The following is a 13945-nucleotide window of genomic DNA, read 5'->3' on the forward strand; positions in this document are numbered from 1 at the left end:
AAACGAAATGACTATTTCGTAGCGGATGGCGTATCACGACTAGCCTTATAGCGACAGACGGCGCAAGCCGTCTGTTCGCATATTCGGGGAGGGGATTCCATGGATGTGAATCGTGCAAAACAGATCAGCGAATCGCCAGTCATGGCCCACGTAACGCATAATGGACAGCAGGTTTACATTCAAAGTGTCGATGAAGAATCGGAAATGGCACGCATTTACCACCTCAAAAATCCAGAACAAGAGCATGATGTTCATGTCAGTAATTTGACGGAGCGGACCACGCAGTAACCATTCCTCCCAGTGATCCTGAAGTTCGAAAATCTCTTTGTCACGTTGCATGGAACGTATAGTCGGGTGAAAACAAGTCGGCTGTCATGTGGGCAGCCGACTTGTCGATCGATCCGTCCTGTTAACAGCATCCACGGGTGCCAGATAAGCCATCGTCTTTGATTGCCCGGGCAAAGTGTGCTATACAAAGAGAAGGAAGTAACGAATTTCTTGCATATGACGATTCGAGTGGAGAGATGAATTCATGTCAAACGTATTCACCCCGTTTTCTGTCAAGTCGCTGGAGTTGAAGAATCGCGTTGTGATGGCGCCTATGTGCCAGTATTCCGTGACAGCGAAGGATGGCATTCCGAACGATTGGCACTTTACGCATTACACGAGTCGAGCGGTAGGAGGCGTTGGTCTCGTTATTGTGGAAATGACGGATGTCGAACCGGATGGACGGATTACCGACTATGACTTGGGAATTTGGTCGGACGATCACGTTGCCCCCTTCCGCAAGATCGTCGACGCGTGCCATCAGCATGGAGCCAAAATCGGGATCCAGATTGCCCACGCCGGCCGAAAGGCGGAAGACGCCCCCACACCAGTCGCGCCATCGGCCATTAAGTTCGAAGGGCCGCAGTACAAGGAGCCCAAAGAACTCTCTGTCGCCGAGATTGAACGAATCGTCGAATCGTTCGCGGCAGGGGCGCGTCGCGCCGTGGCGGCAGGCTTCGATGTGATTGAGCTCCATGGAGCGCATGGCTACCTCATTCACCAGTTCCAGTCGCCGTTGACCAACCGCAGGACGGATGAATACGGCAAGGATTTGTCCAAATTTGGCGTGGAGATCATCCGCGCGGTGAAGCGGGAAATGCCAAGCGATATGCCGCTGTTCCTGCGGATTTCCGCGGTAGAATACGCCGATGGCGGATATTCGTTGGATCACGCCATAGACATCGCGAAGGCATACCGTGACGCTGGTGTTGACGTATTCCACGTCAGTTCGGGTGGAGAAGGGCGGCCTGGGCAGCGCGTGCCTGGCAATTTCCCCGGCTATCAAGTGCCGTTTGCACGGGCGTTCCGGGAGGCCTTGGGCGTACCAGTGATTGCGGTCGGCATGCTCGACGACGTGGCTCTTGCGGAGTCTGTGATTGGAAACGGCGACGCCGACCTGATTGCCATTGCTCGAGGACTGTTGCGGGATCCGTACTGGGCTTTGCACGCCCAACAACAGCTTGGCTTGGAAGTTGCCTCACCGAAGCAATATGGCCGCGCATTTTCCTAAATCGCGATCCGCAAAGGGGAGTTGCTGATTCAGCAGCTCCCCTTTGCTGTCAAAGAATCTATCATTTCATACCAATAGATGCTGGACAAGATTCCATACGGTATTGTCTCACGATAGATTTCGATTTATGATGATAGCGAATCTCCCGTTGAGATCGTCGACAACGTATTCAACATCGAAGATTTTGCAAGCCGAGAGGGCATAAGCTCTTTCGGCTCTTTTAACAGCCTGTTTATTACATTGTTGGTAGAGCGGAGAAACATGCATGGAGTTCAAAAAGGTATGGGATGTCGAAGACAAGCGGATTCTCTTTGCCCTGCGTATGGCGAAAATCGGGTTCTGGCAGTACGACACGCGGACTCATTCAGTCTCTTGGTCCCCTGAGATCTACAACATGTTCGGACTTTGCGACGACGGCCGTCCCATTGATGTTTCGAATACGCTCTATCCGTTCATCCATCCTGATGATTTGGACGCCACGAAGGCCATGCTCGCAAGGTTCGCGGCAGGCGAGCTGCACGATCACATATATCGCATTTGCCTGGATGCAGGAGAAATTCGCTATCTGCATTCGACAGCGGTCGGATTTTCTGGTCCGTCCGATTCGATTGTCTATGGGCTCGTACGGGACATTACGGAGCAAAAATTGCTCGAACTCGAGTTGTTGGAAAGCAAAGAGCGTTACGAATCGTTGAAGAAATATAATTCGGATGGCATATGTTCGCTTGATTCTTCAGGTCTTATCATCCGCACAAATCCCGCGTTTGGCAGAATGACGGGCTATCCATTGGACGAGCTCGTTGGCACACCCTACAACGAACTGATTGCGACCCGGCACAACTCCGAGTGTCCTCATCAGAGCATGGACGATGGCCACATTTGCTTGCGCCATGCAGATGGGCGGTGTGTTCAAGTACAACAGACTGAGGTTCCGATTGTCGTTCGCAATCAGACGGTTGGGGCATATATCGTCCTCCAAGACGTGACTGAACGCAAGCGACAAGAATTAGAACTCCGACGCAGCAAAGAATTGTTCCAACTGATTTCGACGTATGCTTCGGACGTGATTTTTCTCAGCGATTTGTCGGGTGTTTGTACGTACATATCTCCGTCCGTGACATCGTTGTTGGGATATGCTCCAGAAGATTTGACGGGCAAGTCGCTTGTCGACTTTTGTCACCCCGGGCAGATCTTCGAGATCACGCACGCGTTTGAGCGGGTTGCCAAAGGCTTGAGTGTCGATCCGCTGGTGTGTTTGTTGCGAGATTCCCGTGGGCAGTACCGATGGTTTGAGACGAACATCCAGTCTCACGCCACCGATACAGGCAACGTCCTCGTGGGCATCGCCAGAGATGTTACATCTCGAAAGCAAGCGGAAGACGAATTGGTTTCATTGAAAAAGTTGTATCAGTCGATCCTGACGGCCGCCGCGGAAGGCATTGTCGGACTCGACGCTTCCGGTCGAGTCACATTCGCCAATCCGGTCGCCTTGAACACGTTTTTGTATGTGGATTCGGAGATGATCGGCAAACGCTTCATGGATCTGATCGAAACTTCGGATCAGCCCGCTGGTTCGCAATTGGCGTGGCTTGAGGAAGTGCTGCGAAACGGCCGTCCTATTCGTGTTCAGCGCAGTTCGTTTGTCCGAAGCAACGGAGAGGCGTTTCCGTGCGAATACAATATCGCGCCTATCTTGGAGAACGGCGCAGTGGCAGGCGCTGTCGTCACGTTCGCCGATATATCGGACAGGGTTCAGGTGGAACAGGAGATTCGCAGGCACCGCCAAAATCTGCGATATGCACAGCAACTGGCGAAACTTGGGTACTGGGAATACGATATCGATGAACAGCGTTTGATATGGGCGGACGACATGTTTGAGTTGTGGGGAATTCCTCGGGAAACTTTTGAAGGCACGCTTGAAGCGTTTTTCGAAACCCTCGTTCCTGAGGACCGATCCCGCACCGAACAGCAGGTCTTGGCCGCATTGTCTGGAACTCCGCTCGATACGGAGTACGGGATCGTTCGTCCTGATGGAAGTATCCGGTACATGCACGCGACAGGTGAGACGATCGTCGATGAACAGAGCGGGAAAAGGCGGTTCTTCGGGACGGTGCAGGATGTCACTTCGAGACGGACGTCGGAAATCGCGCTCAAAGAGTCGCAGGACCTGCTGCAGAGATCGGAAAAATTGTCCGCAGTGGGGCAACTGGCCGCCGGAGTGGCGCACGAAATCCGCAATCCGCTGACGGCCATCAAAGGCTTCATCGACTTGATGAGACAGAGTAGATTGCCTGAGGAACAGAGCTACTTTGACATCATGAAAAATGAAGTGGCTCGGATGGAATTGATCGTCGGCGAACTCTTGATGCTGGCCAAGCCGCAATCCGTGGAGTATGTTAGGGAAAGCGTCGAGTCCATCATTCAAGAAGTGGTTTCATTCATGAATTCGCACGCGATCATTCACAATGTCGAGATCGACCTTGAGATTGGCCGCGGGATTCAGCCGATCCGGTGTGAGCCCAACCAATTAAAGCAGGTGTTTATCAACGTGATCCGCAATGGCATCGAAGCCATGGCAAGCGGAGGAATCTTGCGGATTACGGTGGAGCGTGGGCAAGGGTTCGTCCATGTTTTATGCTCGGATGAAGGAACCGGCATTGGTCCGGATGAATTGGCACGTCTCGGAGAGCCTTTCTTTACGACGAAGCGCAACGGGACAGGGCTCGGCTTGATGGTCACGAAGCGAATTATCGAAGAACATGGCGGAAACATTGAGTTTGACAGTGTGCTTGGAAAAGGGACGACTGTTCGTATCGGGCTGCCTGAATCGGGGTAGCACGATGACTGGGGGCGGGTATCTTCGTCGTTGATATCTTCGGTTCATATCTCACTTGGACGCTTTGCGTTCCAGATCTGGAAGCGGCAGTCCTTGGATCACCAAGCCGACGCCTTCTTCGCAGACGCCGTAGCTTCGCCATCCGCACGATTCGCACAGTGTGGCGATATCGCCCGGTTGTGTGAACGCTCGGATGCGATCCAGGACACCCTGCCAGGGCAGGGTGTCGCCCACATGCAAACCAAGTTTGCGAAATACGGCCTTGTCCCGTGCGTCCACGCTCTCGTTTTGACAATGATAATCCCCTGAGCATGGGAACTTGGCGCACAGGTCGTCAGGTCCTTCCACCAGTTCCACAACAGTCGACCCGTCGCGATTCAATGTCACGTATACGCGCGTCATATTTTCTACGTATTCTTCGGAATACCCCATGCCGCGATACCCAAGCAGGCATAAAAGATGGTGACCTCGCAAACGAATCACGCTCATCAACCCTCCTTAGGAAACCGCGCTGTTGAACGACATCACCAAATACGTAAAACCGATGACGATCACGGCGATCAGCGTTCCACCAAGAAGCGCGGCGAGTCGAACCCAGCGTTCGTCTTTAAAGGACGCATGCAACAGCAGCGTCAGTTGCAAAATGACCTGGATGAGCGCCATGCCCAAAATGATGACAACCATCACGGAACTGGGCATGTGCAATCTCGACGTAATCAGAATCGCGAGTCCGGTCAAAGCGACACAGACGAGAAACGCGATGACGTATCGCCATGGAAATGGCAGATCCGGTGAATTGGCAGGCTGGTTCATGGGGATTCTCCTCTTTTCATATCACGTCCATAGTACCACGATTGCGTGGAAGTTGCCGCACCTTGCAGGGAAAGCTGTAGATGGGGTGATACGGATGGAACGAGAGCTTGCGATGGAAATCGTCCGCGTGACGGAATTGGCGGCGTTGCAGAGCGCCCGCTGGATGGGCGTGGGTGACAAAATGGCGGCGGATCGCGCGGCGACTGAAGCGATGCGGAAGATGTTTGACACCGTTTCGATGAGCGGGATCGTCGTCATTGGCGAAGGCGAGATGGATGAGGCGCCCATGCTCTATATTGGCGAGGAACTGGGCAACGGCGTCCCGCCCAATGTCGATGTGGCTGTGGATCCGCTCGAAGGCACCAGTGTCGTGGCAAACGGGCAAGCCAACGGTATAACCGTGGTGGCGATCGCGCCGCGAGGGACGTTGCTGCATGCGCCGGACATGTACATGGAGAAACTGGCGGTCGGGCCGAAAGCCAGAGGGAAGGTTCACCTGGAGCAATCCGTCCGTGAAAATCTGCAGGCTGTCGCGAAGGCGAATGACAAGGACATTTCACAAGTCGTCGCAGTGATTCTGGATCGGCCGCGGCATGAGGCGCTGATTGAGGAAGTGCGCAGCGCCGGAGCGCGAATTAAACTGATTGGCAGCGGCGACGTTGCAGCGGCCATCAGCACGGCGTTTCCTGATGCTGGCGTCGACGTCTTGATGGGATCCGGCGGGGCGCCTGAGGGCGTGTTGGCGGCGTGCGCGTTGAAATGCCTCGGCGGTGATTTGATGGGCAGGTTGCTGCCGGAAGACGATGCGCAGCGTCAACGGTGTTTGGATATGGGCATCACGGACCTCGAGAAGGTCATCACACTGGATCAGATGGTGATGGGAGACGACGCCATTTTCTCGGCAACCGGGGTGACAGACGGAGAGCTGCTGCACGGCGTGCGCTTTTTGGCGAATCACCGGGCGAAGACGCAATCGATCGTCATGCGCGCGCGTACAGGCACAGTCCGCTTCATCGAAGCCATTCACGATCTGCGCCGTAAAGTTGGATGGACGAGCTAACGAACCTGTTTGTTTGGATAACGTTAGGTGAAAGTTTCGGTTGCTAGCGCCTTCAAAACACATTGCGACGATTGAGAACAATGCGCGTTCCACATACACTGAAGACATCTTACGATGAATGGGGCGATGGCGAGATGGACGTCTATAAGGTGTTCGCGTATCGCACGGTGTATGAGGTTATCGCAAAAACGCCGCAAGTGTTTGTGACGCCGCCTGTGAAGGACCAGAAAGAAGCCGAGACATACGCGAAATCTCAAATGCCGGATTCGTTTTTGATTCAAGTGCATCCGTTTTTCCACAATTGATTCGTTGACATGGACGATTGGCGGTCGACGGCGCCGGGCAGGAGTGCACCTCCAGCTTGGGCGCCGTTTTTAGGCTACGGGGGACCAAAGGATGGGATGCGCCTTATGCATTCGCCCGTCGATGCTGCCGCGATCGCGCTGGCGGGCGTTCGCCTCTGTCGTCGGTGCGAATGCCAAAGACCGACGATATGAACAGCTTCAACAACGGTACCAGGATGGTGAGAACGGCACTCGCTGGCGCAAGGACGATATCGACCAGAATCCGTGCTTGCGCGCCGTTTTGAATGATGATGCTGACGATGAATACGGCCGGTACGACGAGGTACGTGAATGGTTTGAAATCGTGATCGGACCGGTTGAACAGGCAAGCCAGAGTCGCCGACAGGGCCCAGATGTGATTGGCCGCGAAGACCGTCACAAACGCCACGGAAAGAATGATGATGACGATACCGAGGCGCTCGATGACGAAACCGTGGATTCGGATCAACTGGATCACCACTTGTACTGGAAACGACAGCCGCTCGGTCGGCACCCAGCCGAGGTTCGCGACGATGGATAAGAACACGAGAATCAGCACGATACCGCCAGCGATGGCGCCCCATACAGGGTACCATTGCGATTTTTTAGGCAAGTGTTTGTAGTATGGACTCAACATCAACACCAGATCCACGCCAAGATACAGAGGAAGCAAATGAAACGTGCTCACCGCGACTGCGGTTGGATGCGTGAGGGTAATGGGAATCATGCGGTGTTCCGCTTGCAAATAAACGACGCCAAACGTGAGAATGAGCCCACCAAACGTCAGCGAGTGGACAATCGAAGCCGCCCTTCCGAGCGACTCGACGCCGCCCATCGCGCCCCGCCAACTTGCCGCCATCAGCAGTCCAATAAACACGTACTTTGGTGTGTTCGGGAAAAAGTACTTCATCAGATTGGACATGAAGTACAGACTCAGGCTGAGGAACAGGATGTATACCGGAACATAGAGGCAAACGATCAACTTGCCGACGAATTTGCCGAATAGGAGGTTCACCGAATCGGCACCAGTCATATTCGGAAATCGATCATTGAGCTTACCGTGCAGCCAATTGATTCCGATGCCGAGTACGGCGACAGCCAGCACCGCCCACTGTGCGTCCAACATGGCGTAGTGAATGGCCAACTGCGGGTATATCCAGAAGAGCACAGGAAAATAGCTCGACGACGAGAGCGCTATCACTTGCATGATGGAAAGCGTTTGTTTCGTCATATCGATCACGCTCCTCAGAGTAGGTTCCCTTTTCGGTTAATTACCGCGTTGACCTTGATGTCAAATGTGGACTCTGCGAACAACTCATTCCAGTTGTCCTCCACAAGCTGCAAGTGCTCAGGATGTCGGATACAGTACCACTTGCCAAATCCAATCGGATCGGTTTTCGTCTCTTGGAGCTGTTTCAAGAGCGCAATCATCTGTGATTCGAAGTAGGTCTCCATCACATGTTCATACCGTTGACGCTCGCGAGCCGTCAGCGGCCGCGTTCCGTGGGATTCGTCGGAGGACAAATCCGCCGAGATGCGCGTCCTGGCGTGGAGAACGGGCCGGCCGTCTCGCATGGTCACCCAGATTCGGCTTCTCGACACCTCGTCTTTCACATCGAACGACTTGTCGCCGTCGGGGATCGTGGCTGCAAACGCCCTGATGCGATGGCCGAGCATGTTGTAATACACAGTCATCTGCGGACTGATAATAGTGGCGGGGCCATATCGTGAAAAGATCAACGTGCCCCCGACTCTCAGCGTGCTCTCCACCGGTGTGACAAGTGGAATATGTGCTTCGAGTCCCACAGTCTCGGAGTCGCGCCAGAACTCCCAGAGGCGCTCGGCTGACGAAAAACCCATTTGCGGAACGGACCTGTCCCACATCGATTCCAGCACTGTGGCGGCCGGCGATGGCGTCGGAACGCTCAAAACCTCTTCGGCGCTCGTGGTTGTAGCCACCATCATCGCCATCTTGTCGATACTCTCTTCGCGCATCAATTGTTCTGTCAAGGCGAGGAATTGATCAGCGGACAAATGGGCGTTGACGACAATCGTCTCCATATTGCCAAGATAAAACGCCTTGTTGTAGTCGGTTTGGACAATGGCCAACGCGGTTTGCAGCGACGTCGCGTCCACGGTGAAATTCTTTGAAGGCAGCGTTTCGCCTCCTTGTTTGCCGCCGCCAGGCTGTTCGCTCGACGGGGAAGTCGCCTCGAGATTTGGGATCTGAAACGTAAACCGGAGTTCGTCTTGCTGTCCTTCCACAGGATCGATCCCGATCCCAACCACCTGCGCTCTGTCGTTCAACTTTCGATAATCTCCGCAGCCGGGGAGGAACAGGAGCAGCAAGGCGGTGATCGCAAGCCATGGATATGCAATCCTTTTCATTTGTGTCGTCGCCCCACCGTCCTGGTGCCGAATTGCTGTCCTTTCTCCAACTGAGGGTGCGGGGCGGGTTCGTTGTAATCGGTATTTCCCGTCCGATCCGTCGCGTGCAAGTGCTCTGCCCGTTTGTCCATGACCGTGATAGGCAACCGGACGAGACCGTCGATGAACACGTCGCGAACATGGTCGCCGCCGAACGGATCCACATATGGAACACCGAATGATTTGGTGTTGCAGATTTCATACAGAATCCACATGGTGCCAAGAACGATGCCGTAGAACCCAACGAATGTCGCGCCGATGATCATCAGCCACGCTCCCAAGCGAATGACGACGGCGAACTCGTAGCTGGGTGTGACAAAAACGCTGATTGCGGTCAATGCGACGATGATGATAAGAATGTTACTGACGATTCCGGCTTCAACCGCAGCTTGTCCGACGACGAGACCGCCGACGATGCCGATGGTCTGGCCCATCGCTTTGGGCATTCGCAAGGTCGCTTCTCGGAGAATTTCGATGACGACCTGCATGATAAATACTTCCATCACCGCAGGAAAAGGTACGCCTTGTCGAGACTGAGCGATTTGCAGGGCCATGGTCTTTGGCAGCAATTCTGGACTGAAATCCGCAAATGCCACATACAACGAGGGCAGCCAAACGGCCAAAACAAACGACACGATGCGCAGCCAGCGGACAAAGGTCGCTTCCATCCAGGAATGGACATAGTCCTCCTCGGTCTGAAAGAAATCCTGAAATGTCGCAGGAGCCAAGAGAACGGTTGGATCGCCGTCGACGATAATGGCGACCTTGCCTTGGTTCAACTCGCGTCCGACAGAATCGATTCGCTGGGTCGTGCGCGTCAAGTTGAACATGGACCATGGATGGTCGCTGATGCGTTGTTCAATCGCGGCCGATCCGCTGATGTGGTCAATATGAATCGCTTCCAGACGCTTGGCCACCGTGTCGACCAGCGTTGGATTGGCGATGTCGCGCAGATAAATGAGTGCGACTGTGCGATGGGAACGGTAGCCGATGACCCATTTGCGGATCACGAGCGTATCGGTCGCCAGCGACTGGCGAATCTGCCCTAAATTGATATCGATGTGTTCGACAAAGGACACTTGGGAGCCGCGCGACGCGGATTCGATGGTCGGCTGCTCGGGAGAGCGATGTTCCACCGCTTTGGCGCTGATCACGATAGCTGGGCTCGTACCATCCATGAGCAACACGAGTTTGCCGCTTGCGACAGCTTCGCGTATCTCGAACATGTTCCACATAAAAATTGCGTCGGCGCCTGTCAATACGCGTTCAATCATGTACTGCGCCAGGTTCTTCGGCATTCGCCGAGGAAACCGATGCGTGTGTACGGACCGCAATGTGTCTTCAATGGAACGTTTATCGCAGACGCTGGAGTAAAAGACAAGTGCCGCAGAAACACCGTTCATTTCCACAGTGCGCACGATAAAGTCGTCGCTCAAGCCGAGCGTCTGAGCGAAATACTCGAGCGCCTCGTCGAGATGGCCCGCGTAATCTGGCGCATCGCGAAAGTTCGGCGCGATAGGCGCGTTTCGCCCTTTGACTGGATTGAAGAATGGTGTTGTTTGAACAAGCCTTTTAAACCAACCCATCACGACCCGCCTCGAATTTGTCATTCAAGGATTATGTTGGTTTAAAAAGCCATATTTATACATGTTGGTACGAGGAGTGTTTCCGCGGGCCAGAAACGTCTTGACCGCGTGTGAAGCATAGCCGGCGCGCCGGGAGGAACATTACATGCATCAAGGTTTGAGAAGGAGACGGTACGATGGCTATTTCTACGATCACGCTTGAAGATGTCACGTGCGCACTCTGCGCGAACCGCGTATCCGTCGCGCTGCACGCGGTGGAAGGTATTCGGAATTTCGACGTGGACCTCGCTGAGCAAACTGCGGTCATCACATTCGACGACGACGAGATCTCCGGCGCGCGAATTCGCGACGTGATCGACGACAACAACTGCGACGTTCACTGACGCTTTACCCGTGTATGCGACAGACGACAAGCTGTCTGGCCGACAAGCTGTGTGCCCAGGGTTGGGCATACAGCTTGTATGCGTCTCTGTCGAATTTTGTTATGATAGAGTCCTCAAGTCGAGCCCGGCTCGACACCCAATTTTTTGTTCGCGCTTTCGATATCTATTTAATGAAAGTACGATACAACGATCGGGACGAATGCGAGCATCGAATCGTTTGCCCTCGATAATCTCAAGAACTGCGAGAGGATGAAGCCACGTGAGAGATCAGGTGAAATCGAAGAGCGGGAAGCGTTCTTCGATTGGGCGAAGGATTCGAAGTGCTGTTGGCTATGCCCTTGCCGGGGCCCTGCTGGTGACGGGGGGGTGGCTGGTTGGAGAGTTTCAAAATCGCTCGGACTACGTGTATGCTGATACGCCGACCAGTACGCTCACGGACCAACTGACGACCGAAAAGGTGATGGTCGTTGGCGGATCGATGGCGCACGGCTGGAAGGATCCCAATAATGATGGTTACATCAAACGCGCATTTCAGGCGTTGAACAATGCCACGAACACCAATTATGTGTACGATGACCGGACACAACCGGGGGCATCGCCCACTTGGGCTGAAGGGAAGTTTCAGTCGTGGCTGGATTCGGATCATCCGCAGATTGTCGTGATTTCGTGGGGATTGTTGAACGACGTCTACGCGAAGACGCCCATGGATGAATTTAGTCAAGCGATTCAGGACGAGATTCAGGAGTCGCTCGCTGCGAACGCCGTCGTCGTCTTCGTCACGTCGCCGGTCACCAAAGCGACCGCGACCTACAATCATGGTCCGGTCGAGCGTTATATTCACACGGAAGAAGCAATCGCGGACTCGTTTCACTCGCCCAACGTCTATTTCATTGATTTAAATCAGGATATGGCGACATATTTGAAGGCGCACGGCCAAACTTGGCAGAACTACTACGGAGATTCGTGGCACCCAGATTCGGCGGGACACGAATTGGCTGGAGAGTTGCTGTTCGACGATTGGATCCAGACGTTCGGCACGGGACCGGTTACATGGCAGTCGACGAACGCGAATTAGGATGTTCGCGCCGTCTGTCGAGGCGGCCGCCTGGCCTCGGGATCGAGCGACAGGGGCCAGAACCGGACGAGTACGGCACATAAGCGCGAAAGCGTGACAATATGCTTAAGCGTGAAATGGTTCCGCTCTGAGACCTAGCGGTTTGGAGAGGAGATGATGTCCGTGCTCCGCCAGGTGTGCAAAGGCAAGCTCCATCGTCTGCGCGTCACGCAAGCCGACCTGAATTACATGGGCAGCATTACGCTCGATCCTGCGCTGATGCGAGCCGCCAACATTCGGCCGTATGAAATGGTTCAAATTACGAATTTGCAAAACGGCGTGATTTGGCAGACATACGCCATACAAGGCGGCGAAGGCAGCGGCGTCGTCTGCCTCAATGGTCCGCCGGCTCGGCACTTCCAACCCAACGATCTCGTGATTGTCCTGTCGCTGGCCTGGTTGACCGACGATGAATGGGAGCAGTTTTCGGCTTCCGTGGTCTTTGTCGACGAACAAAACGAGATTTCGTCGATAGTCACGCAGCGGCCATACGATGGATGGCTGGATGACGTGCTATAGCGAAGAATGGTACACCCCCCGGTATTGGTCGGGCGGATTCGAACGGCGTTGACGCGCCTTCGAGTTCGCCCGATTGTTGCGATCCGCCCCAATCTCCTCGCTTGGTGATTGTGCAAATCGAGGGGTTCTGGTAAACTGAACGAAATCCGACTTTTCGGTTTGGATTAATTAGAATTGATTGGCATATGGAGAACGTTATTCGGAATCGCAGTGTCATGTGTAGCGGTCTCTGATGGGGGTGTTTGCCGGTGGTCATTGCGGCATGGGTGATCGCTTTATTTTTTGCAGCGAATATTGGAGCCAGTGGTACCGCGGCATCGATGGGCGCTGCGTTTGGCGCAGGAGCTATCACCCGCAAGTGGATCGCTTTGGTTCTGGTCGCCGTGGCGGCGTTTCTTGGGGCAGTCATCGGCGGCGGAAACGTCGTGAAAACAATCAGCAACGGACTGATTCCCTCTCATATTGTAACATTTGAGATGACCGTAATCATCTTGGCCTCAGCTTGCCTGACACTCTTTGGTTCGAACCTCATCGGCGTTCCTCTGTCGACGAGCGAGGTGACGGTTGGTGCTGTCGTCGGTGCAGGTTTGGCCTTGGGCCACCTTCATTATTCAAGGTTGTTGGTGATCATCGCGGTGTGGCTCGTCATGCCGTTTCTTGCCATGGTGATAGGCCTCGGATTGGGCGTCGTTGTTCGGCGGATCGAGCCGAAGTTGTTGAGGCGAGCGAAGCCGATTGTGCCGATGTTAATTGTCGGTTTGATTGGCGCGGGCTGCTATGAGGCGTTTTCGGCAGGTATGAACAACGTAGCCAACGCCGTTGGACCGATGGTGGCTTCTGGAATTATGACCGTTCACGCGGGGCTCTATTGGGGAGCGTTGTTTGTGTCTCTGGGGGCCATGACGCTGGGCAGCAGGGTGCTTGACACGAATGCGAAGAAAATCACCAAACTTTCGCTGATGCAGGGTATTGTCGTGTCGTTTACGAGCGCGACGCTCGTCTTAATCGCGTCGTTTTTTGGCTTGCCTGTACCGCAAACGCAGGCGACGACCATGGCCATCTTTGGCGTCGGTCAGTCTCACGTCGGCACGGACGTGTGGCGGCAAGGTGTTGTCGTGAAGATTTTGAAGACCTGGATTGTGTCTCCCGTATCTGCGCTGCTCGTCAGTTTTTTGTTCACAGAAATGCTTGTGCGAGGGGATTTCACGTCGTTGTTTGTCGTCGTTGCGTCGATTGTCGTGGCATTCTTGTATTGGAGCATGCGGCCGCGAAAACGCAAGGCGTTGACCATGCAAGAACTGGACTGAAGAAGAAAAACGCAAGCGG

14 protein-coding genes are annotated in these 13945 nt (G+C 54.2%); 9 read left to right on the top strand and 5 right to left on the bottom strand.

Features of this window, described 5'->3' with window-relative positions; all coding sequences use genetic code 11:
- The first annotated feature begins 99 nt into the window (after window positions 1-99).
- From AAC01S_RS11720 to AAC01S_RS11730, 3 genes are all read left to right on the top strand, one after another.
- Window positions 100-288 carry an H-type small acid-soluble spore protein gene (locus AAC01S_RS11720; protein ID WP_067622395.1) on the top strand — a complete coding sequence of 63 codons (189 nt, stop codon included), beginning with the start codon at window positions 100-102 and terminating at the stop codon, window positions 286-288.
- 244 nt (window positions 289-532) lie between these two features.
- Entirely contained in the window at window positions 533-1558 is a 1026-nt protein-coding gene (locus AAC01S_RS11725) for an NADH:flavin oxidoreductase/NADH oxidase (RefSeq protein WP_067622398.1), read from the top strand.
- A 265-nt stretch (window positions 1559-1823) separates the two neighbouring features.
- On the top strand, window positions 1824-4394 hold the full coding sequence (locus AAC01S_RS11730; protein WP_067622401.1) for a PAS domain S-box protein: 2571 nt from the start codon (window positions 1824-1826) through the stop codon (window positions 4392-4394).
- Window positions 4395-4445: 51 nt separating this feature from the next.
- Here the strand turns inward: AAC01S_RS11730 and AAC01S_RS11735 are convergent, their stop codons facing one another.
- Window positions 4446-4883 carry a DUF1284 domain-containing protein gene (locus AAC01S_RS11735; protein ID WP_306307181.1) on the bottom strand — a complete coding sequence of 146 codons (438 nt, stop codon included), beginning with the start codon at window positions 4881-4883 and terminating at the stop codon, window positions 4446-4448.
- A 9-nt stretch (window positions 4884-4892) separates the two neighbouring features.
- Window positions 4893-5207 (bottom strand): hypothetical protein, encoded by a 315-nt coding sequence (locus AAC01S_RS11740; protein WP_067622404.1) that lies wholly within the window; start codon window positions 5205-5207, stop codon window positions 4893-4895.
- Between the two features lie 94 nt (window positions 5208-5301).
- Between AAC01S_RS11740 and glpX the strand changes: the two genes are divergently transcribed.
- Complete coding sequence (gene glpX / locus AAC01S_RS11745; protein ID WP_067622407.1) at window positions 5302-6267, top strand: class II fructose-bisphosphatase; 966 nt, start codon at window positions 5302-5304, stop codon at window positions 6265-6267.
- An 80-nt stretch (window positions 6268-6347) separates the two neighbouring features.
- The gene (locus tag AAC01S_RS11750) at window positions 6348-6572 is read left to right on the top strand and encodes a hypothetical protein (RefSeq protein WP_067622409.1); all 225 of its coding nucleotides are present in this window, start codon (window positions 6348-6350) and stop codon (window positions 6570-6572) included.
- Between the two features lie 103 nt (window positions 6573-6675).
- On the opposite strand, the gene AAC01S_RS11755 is transcribed toward AAC01S_RS11750, so the two are convergent.
- The 3 genes from AAC01S_RS11755 to AAC01S_RS11765 are packed head-to-tail and all read right to left on the bottom strand — an operon-like array spanning window position 6676 to window position 10603.
- Window positions 6676-7821, bottom strand: coding sequence for a GerAB/ArcD/ProY family transporter (locus AAC01S_RS11755; RefSeq protein WP_067622412.1), 1146 nt, complete (start codon window positions 7819-7821; stop codon window positions 6676-6678).
- 14 nt (window positions 7822-7835) lie between these two features.
- Window positions 7836-8978: a Ger(x)C family spore germination protein gene (locus AAC01S_RS11760; protein WP_067622415.1), complete on the bottom strand. Its 1143-nt coding sequence runs from the start codon at window positions 8976-8978 to the stop codon at window positions 7836-7838.
- A complete protein-coding gene (locus AAC01S_RS11765) occupies window positions 8975-10603 on the bottom strand; it encodes a spore germination protein (RefSeq protein WP_067622418.1) in 1629 nt (542 codons plus the stop codon). Before AAC01S_RS11765 ends, AAC01S_RS11760 begins: the two co-directional genes overlap by 4 nt.
- A gap of 176 nt (window positions 10604-10779) precedes the next feature.
- Here AAC01S_RS11765 and AAC01S_RS11770 point away from each other — a divergent pair, with 176 nt between their 5' ends.
- From AAC01S_RS11770 to cysP, 4 genes are all read left to right on the top strand, one after another.
- Window positions 10780-10986, top strand: coding sequence for a heavy-metal-associated domain-containing protein (locus AAC01S_RS11770; protein ID WP_067622420.1), 207 nt, complete (start codon window positions 10780-10782; stop codon window positions 10984-10986).
- Window positions 10987-11245: 259 nt separating this feature from the next.
- A complete protein-coding gene (locus AAC01S_RS11775; RefSeq protein ID WP_083511738.1) occupies window positions 11246-12061 on the top strand; it encodes an SGNH/GDSL hydrolase family protein in 816 nt (271 codons plus the stop codon).
- A 162-nt stretch (window positions 12062-12223) separates the two neighbouring features.
- Window positions 12224-12619: an aspartate 1-decarboxylase gene (gene panD, locus AAC01S_RS11780; protein WP_067622488.1), complete on the top strand. Its 396-nt coding sequence runs from the start codon at window positions 12224-12226 to the stop codon at window positions 12617-12619.
- A 248-nt stretch (window positions 12620-12867) separates the two neighbouring features.
- Complete coding sequence (cysP, locus tag AAC01S_RS11785) at window positions 12868-13926, top strand: sulfate permease (protein ID WP_067622423.1); 1059 nt, start codon at window positions 12868-12870, stop codon at window positions 13924-13926.
- Window positions 13927-13945: the final 19 nt, after the last annotated feature.

This window comes from Alicyclobacillus acidiphilus NBRC 100859, assembly GCF_001544355.1.
Classification (GTDB): domain Bacteria; phylum Bacillota; class Bacilli; order Alicyclobacillales; family Alicyclobacillaceae; genus Alicyclobacillus; species Alicyclobacillus acidiphilus.

Bases quoted from the DNA above. Each gene is read 5' to 3' on its own strand.
- AAC01S_RS11720 (WP_067622395.1), top strand. From the start codon at position 100: ATGGATGTGAATCGTGCAAAACAGATCAGCGAATCGCCAGTCATGGCC.
- AAC01S_RS11725 (WP_067622398.1), top strand. From the start codon at position 533: ATGTCAAACGTATTCACCCCGTTTTCTGTCAAGTCGCTGGAGTTGAAG.
- AAC01S_RS11730 (WP_067622401.1), top strand. From the start codon at position 1,824: ATGGAGTTCAAAAAGGTATGGGATGTCGAAGACAAGCGGATTCTCTTT.
- AAC01S_RS11735 (WP_306307181.1), bottom strand. From the start codon at position 4,883: ATGAGCGTGATTCGTTTGCGAGGTCACCATCTTTTATGCCTGCTTGGG.
- AAC01S_RS11740 (WP_067622404.1), bottom strand. From the start codon at position 5,207: ATGAACCAGCCTGCCAATTCACCGGATCTGCCATTTCCATGGCGATAC.
- glpX (WP_067622407.1), top strand. From the start codon at position 5,302: ATGGAACGAGAGCTTGCGATGGAAATCGTCCGCGTGACGGAATTGGCG.
- AAC01S_RS11750 (WP_067622409.1), top strand. From the start codon at position 6,348: ATGCGCGTTCCACATACACTGAAGACATCTTACGATGAATGGGGCGAT.
- AAC01S_RS11755 (WP_067622412.1), bottom strand. From the start codon at position 7,821: ATGACGAAACAAACGCTTTCCATCATGCAAGTGATAGCGCTCTCGTCG.
- AAC01S_RS11760 (WP_067622415.1), bottom strand. From the start codon at position 8,978: ATGAAAAGGATTGCATATCCATGGCTTGCGATCACCGCCTTGCTGCTC.
- AAC01S_RS11765 (WP_067622418.1), bottom strand. From the start codon at position 10,603: ATGGGTTGGTTTAAAAGGCTTGTTCAAACAACACCATTCTTCAATCCA.
- AAC01S_RS11770 (WP_067622420.1), top strand. From the start codon at position 10,780: ATGGCTATTTCTACGATCACGCTTGAAGATGTCACGTGCGCACTCTGC.